Annotated in this window: 22 protein-coding genes; 19 read left to right on the forward strand and 3 right to left on the reverse strand. The window is 65.7% G+C overall.

All coding sequences use genetic code 11. From position 1 onward, the window contains the following. Positions 1-5: 5 nt before the first annotated feature. The 18 genes from rpsN to FOZ76_RS18245 all read left to right on the forward strand — a co-directional run bounded on the left by rpsN (position 6) and on the right by FOZ76_RS18245 (position 10,700). Positions 6-311 carry a 30S ribosomal protein S14 gene (gene rpsN, locus FOZ76_RS18160; RefSeq protein WP_143949703.1) on the forward strand — a complete coding sequence of 102 codons (306 nt, stop codon included), beginning with the start codon at positions 6-8 and terminating at the stop codon, positions 309-311. 10 nt (positions 312-321) lie between these two features. Next, positions 322-717: a 30S ribosomal protein S8 gene (gene rpsH, locus FOZ76_RS18165; RefSeq protein ID WP_143949704.1), complete on the forward strand. Its 396-nt coding sequence runs from the start codon at positions 322-324 to the stop codon at positions 715-717. A gap of 10 nt (positions 718-727) precedes the next feature. Further along, positions 728-1,261 carry a 50S ribosomal protein L6 gene (rplF, locus tag FOZ76_RS18170; RefSeq protein ID WP_143949705.1) on the forward strand — a complete coding sequence of 178 codons (534 nt, stop codon included), beginning with the start codon at positions 728-730 and terminating at the stop codon, positions 1,259-1,261. Between the two features lie 17 nt (positions 1,262-1,278). Then, positions 1,279-1,644: a 50S ribosomal protein L18 gene (gene rplR, locus FOZ76_RS18175; protein ID WP_143949706.1), complete on the forward strand. Its 366-nt coding sequence runs from the start codon at positions 1,279-1,281 to the stop codon at positions 1,642-1,644. 11 nt (positions 1,645-1,655) lie between these two features. Next, entirely contained in the window at positions 1,656-2,177 is a 522-nt protein-coding gene (gene rpsE, locus FOZ76_RS18180; RefSeq protein ID WP_143949707.1) for a 30S ribosomal protein S5, read from the forward strand. Positions 2,178-2,180: 3 nt separating this feature from the next. After that, the gene (gene rpmD, locus FOZ76_RS18185) at positions 2,181-2,372 is read left to right on the forward strand and encodes a 50S ribosomal protein L30 (protein ID WP_143949708.1); all 192 of its coding nucleotides are present in this window, start codon (positions 2,181-2,183) and stop codon (positions 2,370-2,372) included. Between the two features lie 10 nt (positions 2,373-2,382). Continuing rightward, complete coding sequence (gene rplO / locus FOZ76_RS18190; protein ID WP_143949709.1) at positions 2,383-2,835, forward strand: 50S ribosomal protein L15; 453 nt, start codon at positions 2,383-2,385, stop codon at positions 2,833-2,835. A gap of 18 nt (positions 2,836-2,853) precedes the next feature. After that, entirely contained in the window at positions 2,854-4,179 is a 1,326-nt protein-coding gene (gene secY, locus FOZ76_RS18195; protein WP_143949710.1) for a preprotein translocase subunit SecY, read from the forward strand. A gap of 8 nt (positions 4,180-4,187) precedes the next feature. After that, positions 4,188-4,406 (forward strand): translation initiation factor IF-1, encoded by a 219-nt coding sequence (gene infA / locus FOZ76_RS18200; RefSeq protein WP_143949711.1) that lies wholly within the window; start codon positions 4,188-4,190, stop codon positions 4,404-4,406. Between the two features lie 26 nt (positions 4,407-4,432). Continuing rightward, a complete protein-coding gene (gene rpmJ / locus FOZ76_RS18205) occupies positions 4,433-4,546 on the forward strand; it encodes a 50S ribosomal protein L36 (protein ID WP_003806928.1) in 114 nt (37 codons plus the stop codon). Between the two features lie 29 nt (positions 4,547-4,575). Beyond that, positions 4,576-4,941: a 30S ribosomal protein S13 gene (rpsM, locus tag FOZ76_RS18210; protein WP_143949712.1), complete on the forward strand. Its 366-nt coding sequence runs from the start codon at positions 4,576-4,578 to the stop codon at positions 4,939-4,941. 17 nt (positions 4,942-4,958) lie between these two features. Then, on the forward strand, positions 4,959-5,357 hold the full coding sequence (gene rpsK, locus FOZ76_RS18215; RefSeq protein ID WP_143949713.1) for a 30S ribosomal protein S11: 399 nt from the start codon (positions 4,959-4,961) through the stop codon (positions 5,355-5,357). 12 nt (positions 5,358-5,369) lie between these two features. Beyond that, positions 5,370-5,993 (forward strand): 30S ribosomal protein S4, encoded by a 624-nt coding sequence (gene rpsD / locus FOZ76_RS18220; protein ID WP_143949714.1) that lies wholly within the window; start codon positions 5,370-5,372, stop codon positions 5,991-5,993. A gap of 118 nt (positions 5,994-6,111) precedes the next feature. Next, the gene (locus FOZ76_RS18225; RefSeq protein WP_143949715.1) at positions 6,112-7,098 is read left to right on the forward strand and encodes a DNA-directed RNA polymerase subunit alpha; all 987 of its coding nucleotides are present in this window, start codon (positions 6,112-6,114) and stop codon (positions 7,096-7,098) included. Positions 7,099-7,439: 341 nt separating this feature from the next. Next, positions 7,440-7,832, forward strand: coding sequence for a 50S ribosomal protein L17 (gene rplQ / locus FOZ76_RS18230; RefSeq protein WP_143949716.1), 393 nt, complete (start codon positions 7,440-7,442; stop codon positions 7,830-7,832). Positions 7,833-8,049: 217 nt separating this feature from the next. After that, a complete protein-coding gene (locus FOZ76_RS18235; RefSeq protein WP_143949717.1) occupies positions 8,050-9,021 on the forward strand; it encodes a Bug family tripartite tricarboxylate transporter substrate binding protein in 972 nt (323 codons plus the stop codon). Between the two features lie 25 nt (positions 9,022-9,046). Further along, entirely contained in the window at positions 9,047-9,886 is an 840-nt protein-coding gene (locus tag FOZ76_RS18240; protein WP_143949718.1) for an alpha/beta fold hydrolase, read from the forward strand. After that, entirely contained in the window at positions 9,861-10,700 is an 840-nt protein-coding gene (locus tag FOZ76_RS18245) for an IclR family transcriptional regulator (protein WP_143949719.1), read from the forward strand. The genes FOZ76_RS18240 and FOZ76_RS18245 overlap by 26 nt, the downstream gene beginning before the upstream one ends. 60 nt (positions 10,701-10,760) lie before the next feature. On the opposite strand, the gene FOZ76_RS18250 is transcribed toward FOZ76_RS18245, so the two are convergent. Both FOZ76_RS18250 and FOZ76_RS27565 read right to left on the reverse strand, forming a co-directional pair. After that, complete coding sequence (locus FOZ76_RS18250) at positions 10,761-11,369, reverse strand: TetR/AcrR family transcriptional regulator (RefSeq protein ID WP_170235526.1); 609 nt, start codon at positions 11,367-11,369, stop codon at positions 10,761-10,763. Continuing rightward, positions 11,362-11,817 (reverse strand): hypothetical protein, encoded by a 456-nt coding sequence (locus FOZ76_RS27565; protein WP_170235527.1) that lies wholly within the window; start codon positions 11,815-11,817, stop codon positions 11,362-11,364. The genes FOZ76_RS18250 and FOZ76_RS27565 overlap by 8 nt, the downstream gene beginning before the upstream one ends. A gap of 228 nt (positions 11,818-12,045) precedes the next feature. On the opposite strand from FOZ76_RS27565, the gene FOZ76_RS18255 reads away from it, so the two are divergent. Continuing rightward, positions 12,046-13,686, forward strand: a complete 1,641-nt coding sequence (locus FOZ76_RS18255; protein ID WP_143949721.1) for an acyl-CoA synthetase — start codon at positions 12,046-12,048, stop codon at positions 13,684-13,686. Positions 13,687-13,735: 49 nt separating this feature from the next. Here FOZ76_RS18255 and FOZ76_RS18260 read toward each other — a convergent pair whose 3' ends face one another. Continuing rightward, complete coding sequence (locus FOZ76_RS18260; protein WP_143949722.1) at positions 13,736-14,710, reverse strand: Bug family tripartite tricarboxylate transporter substrate binding protein; 975 nt, start codon at positions 14,708-14,710, stop codon at positions 13,736-13,738. Positions 14,711-14,740: the final 30 nt, after the last annotated feature.

The raw sequence follows: 14,740 nt of genomic DNA on the forward strand, positions 1-14,740 counted from the left end.
ATGACGTGGCCAAACTTTCACTCATCAATCGTGATGTCAAGCGCGCCAAGCTGGCTGAGAAATTCGCCGCCAAGCGCAATGCCCTGAAGGCAATCATCGACGACGCGTCGAAATCCGACGAAGAGCGCTATCAGGCTCGCCTGAAGCTGCAACAACTGCCGCGCAACGCCAACCCGACGCGCCAGCGCAATCGCTGCGCCGTGACGGGCCGCCCCCGCGGTGTTTTCAGCAAGTTCGGTCTGGGTCGCAACAAGCTGCGCGAGATGGCAATGCGCGGCGAGATCCCGGGCATGACCAAGGCCAGCTGGTAGGAGAATACACATGAGCATGAGCGATCCCATCGCCGATATGCTGACGCGCATCCGCAACGCCCAGCAAGTGGAAAAGGCGTCGGTCAGCATGCCCTCCTCCAAGCTGAAGGTGGCCATCGCCACCGTGCTGAAGGATGAAGGCTACATTGAAGATTTCCGCGTGGATGCCAACGACGGCAAGCCGCAACTCGAAATCGCCCTGAAGTACTACGCCGGTCGTCCCGTGATCGAGCGCATCGAGCGCGTCTCGCGTCCCGGCCTGCGCATCTACAAGGGCCGCAGCGATATTCCGCAAGTCATGGACGGCCTTGGCGTTGCCATCGTCTCCACCTCGCGTGGCGTGATGACCGATCGCCGTGCCCGCGCCAATGGCGTGGGCGGCGAAGTCCTGTGCTACGTGGCATAAGGAGAAGCACATGTCGCGTATTGCTAAGTATCCCGTCGAACTGCCCAAGGGCGTCGAAGCCAACATCGCCCAGGACCAGATCACCGTCAAGGGCCCGCTGGGCACCCTGACGCAGGCGCTCACCGGCGACGTCACTGTCACCGAGGAAGGCGGCAAGCTGTCGTTCGTCGCTGCGAACGACTCGCGCCACGCCAAGGCGATGTCCGGCACCGTGCGCGCCCTGGTCAACAACATGGTCACCGGCGTCAGCAAGGGTTTCGAGCGCAAGCTCAACCTGGTCGGCGTGGGTTACCGTGCCCAGGCCCAAGGCGATTCCGTCAAGCTGCAGCTCGGCTTCTCGCATGACGTCGTGCACAAGATGCCCGCCGGCGTGAAGGTCGAGTGCCCCACCCAGACCGAGATCGTGGTCAAGGGGTCGGACAAGCAGGTCGTTGGTCAGGTGGCCGCTGAAATCCGCGCGTACCGCGAGCCCGAGCCCTACAAGGGCAAGGGTGTCCGCTACGCCGATGAGCGGGTCATCATCAAAGAGACCAAGAAGAAGTAAGGGCGTAAGGACTCATCATGGACAAAAAACAATCTCGTTTGCGCCGTGCCGTGCCTACACGCCGCAAGATCCAGGAACTCGGCATGCATCGTCTCACGGTGCATCGCTCGAACCTGCACATCTACGCCAGCATCATCGCGCCGGAGGGCACCCAGGTGCTCGTTTCCGCGTCGACGGTCGAGCCCGAAGTGCGCCAGCAACTGGCTGGCCAGAGCGGCGCGGGCGGCAATGTTGCCGCTGCCACGCTCATCGGCAAGCGTGTCGCCGAGAAGGCGCGCGCGGCCGGTATCGAGTCGGTGGCGTTCGATCGCTCCGGTTTCCGCTACCACGGTCGTGTGAAGGCGTTGGCTGAAGCCGCGCGCGAAGCCGGCCTGAAGTTCTAAGCGAGGATCACATGGCCAAGATGCAAGGCAAGAATCAGGCTGCCGAAGAGCGCGACGACGGTCTGCGCGAAAAGATGATCGCGGTCAACCGCGTCAGCAAGGTAGTCAAGGGTGGTCGCACCATGAGCTTCGCCGCGCTGAGCGTGGTGGGCGACGGTGATGGCCGTATCGGCATGGGCAAGGGCAAGGCGCGTGAAGTGCCGGTCGCCGTTCAGAAGGCGATGGAGCAGGCCCGCCGCGACATGGTCAAGGTTTCGCTGAAGAGCGGCACCCTGCACCACGCCGTCGTCGGCAAGCACGGTGCCTCCAAGGTGCTGATCTCGCCGGCCGCCGAAGGTACCGGCGTGATCGCCGGCGGCCCGATGCGCGCTATCTTCGACGTGATGGGTGTGCGTAACGTCGTGGCGAAGAGCCTGGGTTCGACCAACCCGTACAACCTGGTGCGTGCTACGCTTAACGGTTTGCGCGCCTCCTCCACCCCGTCGGAAATTGCTGCCAAGCGCGGCAAGACCGTCGAGGAAATTCTGGGGTAAGACATGACGACTGAAAAGAAGCACGTCAAAGTCACGCTCGTGCGCTCGCCCATCGGTACGCGCGAGTCGCACCGCGCCACCGTGCGCGGTCTGGGCCTGGGCAAGATGAACAGCAGCCGCGTGCTGGTGGACACGCCCGAGGTTCGCGGCATGATCCGCAAGGTGTCCTACCTGGTCGCCGTGTCGGAAGCCTGAAGGAACAGTCATGGAAGATACGATTCGACTCAATTCGCTGCAGCCCGCTGACGGCGCCAAGCATGCCAAGCGCCGTGTCGGCCGCGGCATCGGCTCCGGCCTGGGCAAGACGGCGGGTCGCGGTCACAAGGGCCAGAAGTCGCGTTCGGGCGGTTTTCACAAGGTCGGTTTCGAAGGCGGTCAGATGCCGCTGCAGCGCCGCCTGCCCAAGCGTGGCTTCAAGCCGCTGAACGATCACCTGTACGCCGAAGTCCGCCTGTCCGATCTGGAGAAGCTGCCCGTCGACGAAATCGACGTGCAAGTGCTCAAGCAGGCCGGCGTGGTCGGCCAGCAAGTGCGCTACGCCAAGGTCATCAAGTCGGGCGAGCTGTCGCGCAAGGTCGTGCTGAACGGCCTGTCGGCAACGGCCGGCGCCAAGGCTGCGATCGAAGCGGCCGGTGGCTCGCTGAACGCGGCCGCCTGATAGGGCAAGAGGTCTACGTTGGCTACTGCGAATACGTTGGGCAAAGCCGGTGGTCGCTTCAGCGACCTCAAGCGCCGGCTGGTGTTTCTGCTGCTGGCGCTGGTCGTCTACCGGCTGGGTACGCATATCCCGGTGCCGGGCATCAACCCGGATCAGCTAGCGCTGTTGTTCCAGCAGAACCAGGGCGGCATCCTGGGCCTGTTCAACATGTTCTCGGGCGGGGCTTTGTCGCGATTCTCGATCTTCGCGCTGGGGATCATGCCGTACATTTCTGCATCGATCATCATGCAGCTGATGACGGTCATCGTTCCCTCGCTCGAAGCCATCAAGAAGGAAGGCGAGGCTGGCCGGCGCAAGATCACGCAGTACACGCGCTACGGCACGCTGCTCCTGGCGATCGTCCAGGCCATCGGCATTTCCGTGGCGCTCGAATCCCAGCCCGGGCTGGTGATCGATCCGGGCATGCTGTTCCGGGTCACCACGATCATTTCGCTGGTGACCGGCACGATGTTCCTGATGTGGCTGGGTGAACAGATCACCGAGCGTGGCCTGGGCAACGGCATTTCGATCATCATCTTCTCGGGTATCGTGGCCGGCTTGCCGGTTGCGCTGGCCGGGCTGTTCGATCTGGTGGGCACGGGTGCGATGTCCGTCATCTCCGCGCTCTTGATCGTGGTGGTGGTGGTACTGGTCACCGCGTTCGTGGTGTTCGTCGAGCGCGGTCAACGCCGCATCACGGTGAACTACGCCAAGCGCCAGGTCGGCAACAAGCTGTACGGTGGCCAGAGTTCGCACCTGCCGCTCAAGCTCAACATGGCCGGGGTGATTCCGCCGATCTTCGCATCGTCGATCATTCTGTTCCCGGCCACGCTGACGAGCTGGTTCGCGACCGGCGAAAGCCTGGTCTGGCTGCGCAACGTCGCCGCTGCACTGACGCCGGGGCAGCCGTTCTACATCGCGCTGTATGCGTTGGCGATCATCTTCTTCGCCTTCTTCTATACGGCACTGGTGTTCAACAGCCGCGAAACCGCGGACAACTTGAAGAAGAGTGGGGCGTTCATCCCCGGCATCCGCCCGGGCGAACAGACTTCCCGCTACATCGACAAGATTCTGACGCGGCTGACGCTGGCCGGGGCGATCTACATCACCCTGGTGTGTTTGCTGCCGGAATTCCTGGTACTGCGCTGGAATGTGCCGTTCTACTTCGGTGGAACCTCCCTGCTCATCATCGTGGTGGTGACGATGGATTTCATGGCCCAGGTGCAGGCATACATCATGTCGCACCAGTATGATTCGCTGCTCAAGAAAGCCAATTTCAAGGGTATGAACCTACCGGTGCGATAAACACGGCCATGGCCAAAGACGATGTCATCCAGATGCAGGGTGAGGTCCTCGAAAACCTGCCCAACGCAACGTTTCGCATCAAACTGGAAAACGGTCATGTGGTGTTGGGCCACATCTCCGGCAAGATGCGAATGAACTACATCCGGATCCTTCCGGGCGACAAGGTCACTGTGGAATTGACCCCCTATGACCTTTCTCGCGCACGTATCGTCTTTCGTACGAAATGACGCGTGCGGAACACTAGGAGTCAAACATGAAAGTCATGGCATCTGTGAAGCGCATTTGCCGCAATTGCAAAGTCATCAAGCGCCACGGTGTGGTGCGCGTGATTTGCACCGACCCGCGCCACAAGCAGCGCCAGGGTTGAGTCGAGCTACATAGGAACAAGGAAACGTTATGGCCCGTATTGCTGGCATCAACATTCCGCCGCATCAGCACACCGAGATCGGCCTGACGGCGATCTTCGGCGTTGGCCGTTCGCGCGCGCGCAAGATTTGCGAAGGCGCAGGCATCCCCTACGACAAGAAGGTCAAGGATCTGAACGATGCGGAGCTCGAACGCATTCGTGAACAGCTCGGCACGTTCACCGTCGAAGGTGACCTGCGCCGTGAAGTTCAGCTCTCGATCAAGCGTCTGATCGACCTCGGCACCTATCGCGGCCTGCGCCACAAGCGCGGCCTGCCGGTCCGCGGTCAGCGTACCCGCACCAACGCCCGTACCCGCAAGGGCCCGCGTCGCGCCGGTGTCGCGCTGAAGAAATAATTCAGGATTAGCTCATCATGGCAAAAGCTCAAGGCGGCGCCCAGCGCGTCCGCAAAAAAGTCAAGAAGAACGTCTCGGACGGCATTGCGCACGTCCACGCGTCGTTCAACAACACCATCATCACGATCACCGATCGCCAAGGCAATGCCTTGTCGTGGGCCACGTCGGGTGGCGCGGGCTTCAAGGGCTCGCGCAAGTCGACTCCCTTTGCTGCGCAGGTCGCGGCCGAGAACGCCGGCCGTATCGCTCTGGAATATGGCATCAAGACGCTGGAAGTTCGCATCAAGGGCCCCGGCCCCGGTCGCGAATCCTCGGTGCGCGCGCTGAACGCGCTGGGCATCAAGATCTCCAGCATTTCCGATGTCACCCCGGTGCCGCACAACGGCTGCCGGCCGCCCAAGCGTCGTCGCATCTAAGAGGGATACACCGTGGCACGTTATATTGGTCCCAAGTGCAAGCTCTCGCGTCGTGAGGGCACCGACCTGTTCCTGAAGAGCGCCCGTCGCTCGCTCGATTCCAAGTGCAAGCTCGACAGCAAGCCGGGTCAGCATGGTCGCACGTCCGGTGCGCGCACCTCCGACTACGGCCAGCAACTGCGTGAGAAGCAAAAGCTCAAGCGCATGTACGGCCTGATGGAGAAGCAGTTCCACAAGTACTTCCAGGAAGCCGAGCGCCGCCGTGGCAACACCGGCGAAACGCTGATCCAGTTGCTCGAATCGCGCCTGGACAACGTCGTCTACCGCATGGGCTTCGGCTCGACCCGCGCCGAGGCTCGCCAACTGGTGAATCACCGCGCCATCGAGCTGAACGGTCATACCGCCGACATCCCGTCGATCATCCTGAAGGCTGGCGACATCGTGTCCGTGCGTGAGAAGGCCAAGAAGCAGGCCCGCATCCACGAATCGCTGCAACTGGCTTCCGGCCAGGGCATCCCGCAGTGGGTGGAAGTCGACGCCAACAAGCTGACCGGTACCTTCAAGTCGGCCCCGGACCGCGCTGATGTCGCCCGCGATGTCAACGAGTCCATGGTCGTCGAACTGTACTCGCGCTAAGTTGTAGTTCTCCCGTCGGGCGGCGGCCTTTTCCTTCGGGAAACAGGGCGTCGCCCGTCGTCATTCCATCAGCCTTATCGGTGTAACGAGCCGAGGGTATTGAAAAGGAAGCTGTCACATGGCTAACGCCGCATTTCTGAAGCCCCGCAGTATCGACGTCGAAACCCTCAGCGCGAATCATGCGCGCGTGGTGATGGAGCCGTTCGAGCGTGGCTATGGCCACACCCTGGGCAATGCGCTGCGCCGCATCCTGCTGTCTTCGATGACCGGCTATGCGCCGACCGAAGTGCAGATCACCGGCGTGCTGCACGAGTACTCCACGGTCGAAGGCGTCCGCGAGGACGTGGTCGACCTGATGCTCAACCTGAAGGGCGTGGTCTTCAAGCTGCACAACCGTGAAGAAGTCACCCTGACGCTGCGCAAGACCGGCGCCGGGATCGTCACCGCGGCCGACATCGAGCTGCCGCACGACGTCGAGATCATCAATCCCGAGCAGGTGCTCGCCAACCTCGCCGAGGGTGGCAAGCTCGAGATGCAGATCAAGGTCGAGAAGGGCCGTGGCTACGTGCCGGGCAACGTGCGCGGCTTCGCAGAAGACCATTCGCGTTCGATCGGCCGCATCGTGCTCGACGCTTCATACAGCCCGGTGCTGCGCGTGAGCTACGCCGTGGAAAGCGCCCGCGTGGAACAGCGTACCGACCTGGACAAGCTGGTGCTCGACATCGAGACCAACGGCGTGATCTCGCCCGAGGAAGCTGTGCGCCAGGCTGCCCGCATCCTGATGGACCAGCTCTCGATCTTCGCCGCCCTGGAAGGCTCGGCCGAATCGTCCGACATGCCCTCGCGCGGCACGCCGCAGATCGACCCGATCCTGCTGCGTCCGGTCGACGACCTGGAACTCACCGTGCGCTCGGCGAACTGCCTGAAGGCCGAGAACATCTACTACATCGGCGACCTCATCCAGCGCACCGAGAACGAGCTGCTGAAGACCCCGAACCTCGGCCGCAAGTCGCTGAACGAGATCAAGGAAGTCCTGGCTGCTCGCGGTTTGACGCTGGGGATGAAGTTGGAGAATTGGCCCCCTCTGGGCCTCGAGAGGCCCTGAGGGGCATCCTGCGGCTCAGCCGCAGGATGCTGTCCGGCAAAGCCGGACAGACCAATTCCGCGGAGAAGCATGGCCGGGCACCGGCCATGCTTCGAGGCAAAACTGGCCGCCTCTGGGCCTTGAAAGACCCTGAAGCAGCTTCCACGGAGCCATCGACCGCACCCCGATGGCCTCCCCAGTTCCGTAGTACAATCGCGCGCTTACCGGCCCGCGCCTGCATTCATGCAGGATCGATAGAAGAGCTGGATACGTGTGGGGCATCCATGGAGACATGGACATCCCTCGATCAGGCAAGGCCGGCCGGCTTTGTCTCACACTCCTAGATTCAACAAGGAAACATCATGCGTCACCGTCACGGGCTTCGTAAGCTCAACCGTACCAGCAGCCACCGTCTCGCCATGTTCCGCAACATGGCCGTCGCCCTGATCACCCACGAGGCGATCAAGACCACGCTGCCCAAGGCCAAGGAACTGCGCCGCGTCGTCGAGCCGCTCATCACGCTCAGCAAGGACGCCACGGTCGCCAACCGCCGCCTGGCCTTCGCCCGCCTGCGCGATCGCGACGCCGTCGTCAAGCTGTTCGACGAAATCGGCCCGCGCTACGCTGCCCGCAACGGCGGCTACACCCGTGTGCTGAAGATGGGCTTCCGCCAGGGCGACAACGCGCCGATGGCGTTCATGGAGCTGGTCGACCGTCCCGAGCCGGTCGAAGCCGAGCAGGCTGCCGAAGAGTGATCTTCGTCGGTACTGACGAAAGGGCCGCGCGAGCGGCCCTTTTTCTTTTTGCATGTGCGCCCAGCCTAGGTGCGATCGCGGGCGGCGATGTCGGCGCGGGCCGTCCGGGTCGCTACTGGCTCATCGTGACCGCCAGCCGGTCATAACGCCGTTTTCGTCATTGCCGCGCGTGGTTCCCCATCGCTAGACTTTTTTCATTCGAAAAGAGGAGACAGCGATGAAACTGCGGCAATTCCTGGTGCTGCTGCCTGCGATGGCGGTACTGTTCGGGTCCGGCGCCTGCGCTGCCGCGCAGACCTATCCCGACAAGCCGATCGCCGTGGTGGTGCCGTTCCCGCCCGGCGGCCCGGTGGACACGCTGGCCCGCTTGCTGGCCGGGCCCATGAGCCGCTCGATGGGGCAGCAACTCGTCATCGAAAACAAGGCCGGCGCGGGCGGCTCGATCGGCGCGGCGCAGGTGGCGCGCGCCGCCCCCGACGGCTACACCTTGCTGATGACCGCCAGTTCGTACGCCATGGACCCGGCGATCCGCTCGAACCTGCCGTTCGATCCGAGGCGGGACATGCATGGCGTGGTCAACGTCGCGAGCGGCCCGGTCGTACTGCTGGCCAAGACCGGCCTGCCGGTCGACGCCATGGACAATTTCCTCGCGCTGCTGCGCGAACGCCCCGGCAAGCTGTCCTACGCGTCCACGGGCATCGGCACGGTCAATCATTTCGCCGGAGAGCTGTTCAAGGGGGCGGCGGGCGTCGATGCCCTGCACATTCCCTACAACGGCGCGGCGCCCGCGACCCAGGCCATACTCGCCGGCGAGGTGGATTTCTTCTTCAACAATGTTCTGTCTTCCGTGCCGCACGTGCAATCGGGCAAGGTCAAGGCGCTGGCGGTGACCAGCGAGGAACGCTGGCCGGCGTTTCCCGAGGTGCCGACGCTCAGGGAGGCCGGCGTCGATGTCGCGATTTCGTCATGGTACGGTTTCTTCGCGCCGGCGAATACGCCGGAGGCGGTGATGGAGCGCTTCGCGCAGGAGGTCCGCAAGGCCCTGGCGGACCCGCAGGTCAAGGACCGGATCGCGCAGCTCGGGTTGACCATCGAAGGCGCCGGCCCGCAGGCGTTCCAGGAATACGTCGGCACCGAAATCGACAAATGGACCGCCGTGGCCGAGGCCGCGGGTATCGAAGCCCAGTAAACGCGCTTTCACACAGGAGACCCGCATGCCTTACCTCGAACGTCCCGGACAGCCCGCACTGCATTATCTGGTCGACGATTTCACCGACCCCTGGAAGAACGCCCCGGTCATCGTTCTGCAGCACGGCTTCGGCCGGTCCGCGGATCTGTGGTACCCATGGGTGCCGTTGCTGGCCCGGCATTTCAAGGTCGTGCGTCCGGATCTGCGCGGCCTGGGCAGGTCGGGTCGGGATTTCGACCTCGCCGGCGGCATGACCGTCGAGACCTTCGTCGACGATCTTGCCGCCATCATCGACGAGGTCGCGCAGGCGCCCGTGCACTACTGCGGCGAATCCCTGGGCGGAATGGTGGGTGCCGCCCTGGCGGTGGCGCATCCCGACAAGCTGCGTACACTGTCGCTCATCGCCGCCCCGCTGCGCATATCGCAAGCCACCCAGCAGACCTTCGCCTGCGGCCGGGAGAGCTGGCAGGCGGCGATCGACGAGCTGGGCACGCGGGCCTGGGCGCACGAAATCAATGGCAGCCTGCGCTTTCCCCCCGATGCCGATCCCGGCATGCAGAACTGGTACGCGGAAATGATGGGACAGACCGACAAGGCTTCGCTGATCGCGCTGTCCAGACTCGCCGCCCGGGCGGACATCGAGCCCCTGCTCGAGAAGATCGCCACGCCCACCCTGGGCATTTATCCGGTGGCCGGCTCGATCACCGGGCCCGACGAGGACATCATCAGGTCCAGGATACCCGGCATCACCTACGTCGGCTTGCCGAGCCGATACCATGCGATCCAGTTCCTGATGGCGCGGGCCTGCGCCGACGAGGTGCTGCATTTCGCCTGCCAGCATGACGGTGTCGCGGCGGGCGCGTGACCTGCTCCAGGCCGGCGCAAGCTTGCCGGCCGGCGATCTGGCGGCGCAGACCGACGGCCGCAGCGCGGCACGTCTGATGGCCGTGCTGCGCGTGGTGGCGGCCAGCCAGGAGCACGGCCTGCGCACGTCGGAGGTCAGCGCCGAACTGGGCCTGAGCTATACCACCGCGCGGCGCATCCTCGCCGGGCTGCTGGCCGAGGGTGCGGTGGAGTTGTCCGAGGACGGCCGGCGCTTTCGGATCGGCGAGGAGATCACCCTGCTCGGCTTGGCGCGCGCCGGCCCTTTCGCTTTGGGATCCTGCGCCCTGCCGCATATGCAGTACCTGGTCCGCACGTTCGGCGAGACGGTCTACCTCACTGTGTGCAGCCGATGGGATTCGGTCTGCATCCACCGCGAGATCGGGACCAGCGAGCGCAAGGTCCTGTCGATCAGCCGGGGCTCGCGGCGCCCGCTAGGTGTGGCGGTGGGGAGCATCGCCATGCTCGGCGCCATGACGTCCGCACGCAGCGAAGCCATCGTCGCCGCGAATGCCGATCGCTACCCGCGCTATGGCATCGCGGCCGATCGTGTGCGGCACCGGGTGGCGTGTGCGCGCATCCAGGGCCATGCGTATGCCGACCCCGGCCTGCGGCAGGGCACCCGCTCGGTCGGCGTGGCGATCCGGGACCCGGGCGGTGAACCGATGGCCAGCCTGAGCATCGTGGCGATCGCCTCGCGCCTGGACGACGGCGTGCGCGCGCGCATGGCGAACGACCTGGGCGCCGTCGCGACCGCCACCGCGCAGGAGATGGCCGCACGCGCCGCCGGGCGGTAAGGCGGCGCTGGCGGGTGGCCCCGCCTCTCCTACCTATGTAGTGGTCCGCGGCGCACGACGTCAGCCTCCCACCGCCAGGCTGTTCAGCGCCCACTGCACGACGGTGGCGCATACGTGATCGTGGTCGCGCGTGTGCTCGGCCTGCATGCGCAGGCTGTCCGAAGCGCCGTGGGTGGCGTGGAACAGGAGCACGGCCAGCAGTTCCGGCGCGGGCGCCTGCCAGGCGCCTGCCCGGGCGCCCTGCTCGAGCAGGCGGGCGAGGCCGTGCACGACGGGGTTGTCCTGCAGTCGATGCCGCGCGTCGGCGTGGCGCAGGTCGTGGAACACGAGATCGTGCTCGGCGGTGCGGGCGACCTGCAGGCGGATGGCCTGCTCCACCCAGTGCGCGAGGCGGCCGGTCCAGTCGTGCGCCGGCCGTGCATCCACGGCGGCGTCCAGCGCGGCGGCGAGTTCTTCGACGAACTGCTCGCGCAGCGCGGCGACCAGGCTCTGCCGGTCCCGGAAGTACAGGTAGAACGTGCCCTTGGCGATGCCCGCGTCGGCTGCGATGTCGTCGATGCGGGCGTTGTCCAGGCCGTGCGCCAGCAGCCGTCTGCGCGCGGCCGTCAGTATCTCGTCGCGGCGCTGGTCGGGGCGCCGCCGGCGCGTCGTCGCGCCGGCCTCAGACATCCGCGTCCCAGCACAGGCGCGCGACGGTCGAGGAGACGGCTTCGGCGGGCACGGACAATCCGCGCGGCGTGAAGACGGCGGACTGCAGCCAGTCGAGCGCGGTACCCAGGTCGGGAAACGTGCTGGCCGGTACGCCAAAGAGTTTCTCGGCATCCATGCGGCGCAGCCGTTCGTACGCCGGTTGCGGCAGCACCACGGTGGCCATGCCCCAGACGTGGGTGCGGATGTGGGCGCCGCGCTCCTGCAGCCAGGCCTTGCCGTCCTGCGCGCCGCCCTCTGGCCGCTGTGTGGATTCGTCGTCGACGAAGACGCGCAGTGAAGCGAACGGGGTGCCGGCGTCGAACAGGCGGTTCCAGTGCCGGGTGTGGCGTTGCAGGTCTTCGCGGGTCGGCGCACCCAGGCCGACGGTGATGAGCAGGGGGGCGTGGGTGAAGTCGTTGAGCGTCACGATGATTCTCCGGCGGCGATGCGCGTGTATGGATAATGACTCGTGGTCAGTAACTGTGCAAGCAGGGTTGGGACTTTCCGACGCGGCGCATAGACCGGCCCGTGCGGCGCCGTAAACGGACGCCGCCGGGGCATACTGTCCATACCGCATGCGGCGCATCCATACCGGCTCATACCCGCGCGACAGACGCGGGCGGCCGCGCGCCGCGGATGTATCGAGGAGACCGACATGCTGCCCACCGGCACCACCTATCGCGAGGTCCGCGACGCTTTTCGCTGGCAGATCCCGGCGCGCTACAACATCGGCGTGGACGTCTGCGATGTCTGGGCCGAGCGCGAGCCCGGGCGCGTGGCCCTGATCCATGTGACCGACGACGGCGCGCGCGAGTACAGCTACGCGGAGTTGCGCCGCTTGTCCAACCAGCTCGCCAACCTGCTGCGCGCCAGCGGCGTCCAGGCGGGCGAGCGCGTCGCCATCCTGTTGCCGCAGGCGCCCGAGACGGCCTATGGCCATATCGGCGTGCACAAGCTCGGTGCGATATCGATCCCGCTGTTCACCTTGTTCGGTGCCGAGGCGCTGGCCTACCGTCTGGGCAACGCCGGGGCGAGCGTCGTCATCACCAACGCCGAAGGGGCAGGCCGGCTGCGCGATCTGCGGGCGCAACTGCCGGCGCTGCGGCACGTCTTCTGCATCGACGGTGCGTTGAACGGGGCGCGCGATCTGCATGCGGACATGGCCGCGCAGGCGGACGCGTTCGTTCCGGTCGACACGGCGGCGGACGATCCGGCCATTCTGATCTACACCTCGGGCACGACCGGCCAGCCCAAGGGCGCTTTGCATGCGCACCGTGTGCTGCTCGGCCACCTGCCGGGCGTGGAGATGAGCCACGATTTCCTGCCCCGGCCGGGCGACCGTATCTGGACCCCGGCCGACTGGGCCTGGATCGGCGGCCTGCTCGACGTGCTGCTGCCTGCTCTGCATCATGGTGTCCCGGTGGTGGCGCGGCGTTTCGAGAAGTTCAGCGCCGAGGCGGCGTTCCAGTTGATCCAGGACCACGGCGTGCGCAATGCCTTCATCCCGCCGACGGCGCTCAAGATGATGCGCGCCGTGCCGCGGGCGCACCAGCGCTGGCGGCTCGCCATGCGCAGCGTGGCCAGCGGCGGCGAATCGCTGGGGGCCGAACTGCTCGAATGGGGGCGCCGCACCTTCGGTGTGACGATCAACGAGTTCTACGGGCAGACCGAGTGCAACATGATCGTGTCCGCATGCGCGGCGCTGGAGCCGCCGCTGCCGGGCAGCATGGGACGTGCCGTGCCCGGACACGAACTGGCCATCGTCGACGACCTGGGGCAACCCGTGCCGGATGGTGCGCAGGGCAATATCGCGGTGGGCCGGCCCGATCCGGTGATGTTCCTGGGTTATTGGGACAATCCGCGCGCCACCGCGGACAAGTTCGTCGGCGACTGGCTGCTTACCGGCGACGTCGGCCTGCGGGACGCCGAGGGCAGGTTACATTTCGTGGGACGCAACGACGATGTCATCACCTCGTCGGGTTATCGCATCGGCCCGGGCGAGATCGAGGATTGCCTGCTGGGCCATCCGCAGGTGCGGTTGGCCGCGGTCGTCGGCAAACCCGACCCGGCGCGCACCGAGATCGTGAAGGCCTATGTCGTGCTCGAAGAGGGGGCGACGCCGGGCCCTGCGCTGGCCAGGGAGATCCAGGACTGGGTCAGGACCCGGCTGGCGGCGCACGAATATCCCCGGGAAGTCGAGTTCCTGACGGAACTGCCGATGACGACCACCGGGAAGATCATCCGGCGCGAGCTGCGCGAACGCGCAGCGCGGGAGGGGGACGCCGGGGGCCGTTGACGCCGGGCGGCGCGGCTGTTCATACAACGTCCGGCGCGGCCCTGGCGGTTCACATGGCCTTGATGCCGCGCTCCTTCACGATTTCGGCCCATTGCGCGGTTTCCTTGGCCAGGTGCTCGCGCAGGGCGTCCGACGAGCTGCCGATGCGCTCGGCGCCGATCGAGGACAGGGTTTCCTGCACCTTGGGGTCGGCCAGCGCCTTCATCATGGCTTCGTGCAGCTTGTCGACGACGGGCCCGGGCGTGCCGGCCGGCACGAAGGCGGCGAACCAGGGCGACAGGTCGTAGCCCGGCACGCCGCTTTCGGCGACGGTGGGAAGCTCGGGCATGGTACTCGAACGCTTGGCGGTGGTCACGGCGATGGCGGTGAGCTTGCCCGCGTCCACGTGCGGCTTGGCCGAGGTGATGCTGTCGAACATGTAGTCGACCTGGCCGCCGAGCAGGTCGGCGACCGCCGGGCCGCTGCCTTTGTAGGGCACGTGCAGCATGTCCACGCCGGTCATGGAGACGAACAGTTCGCCGGCCAGGTGGATCGAGGTGCCGACGCCGGCCGAGGCGAAGGTGTAGTGGCCCGGCTTCTCCTTGGCCAGGTCGATCACCTCCTGCACCGTCTTGGCTGGCGAGCGCTGGGGGTTGGCGACCAGGATGTTCGGCACGATCGCCAGCAGCGACACGGGTTCGAAGTCCTGGATCGGGTCGTAGCTCATGTTGCTGTACAGCGCGGGATTCACGGCCATGCCGTTGGCCGCGATCATCAGCGTGTAGCCATCGGGCTTGCTGGCGGCGACGTTGGCCGCGCCGATGTTGCCGCCCGCGCCGGGGCGGTTCTCGATCACGATGGGCTGGCCCAGGTCGCGGCTCATGGATTCGCCCATGGTGCGGGCGATCACGTCCATCGCGCCGCCCGGCGGGAACGGTACGACCCAGCGCAGCGGCTGGCTGGGATAGTCGGCGGCGAAGGCGGCGGTGCAGGCGATGACGCCCGTGGCGAGGGCCAGGCGGGCAAGGGTGGCGCTCAGACGCATGTGTGTCTCTGGTTGTGTGCATGACGCCGC

The organism is Verticiella sediminum (genome assembly GCF_007558815.1).
GTDB lineage: Bacteria > Pseudomonadota > Gammaproteobacteria > Burkholderiales > Burkholderiaceae_B > Verticiella > Verticiella sediminum.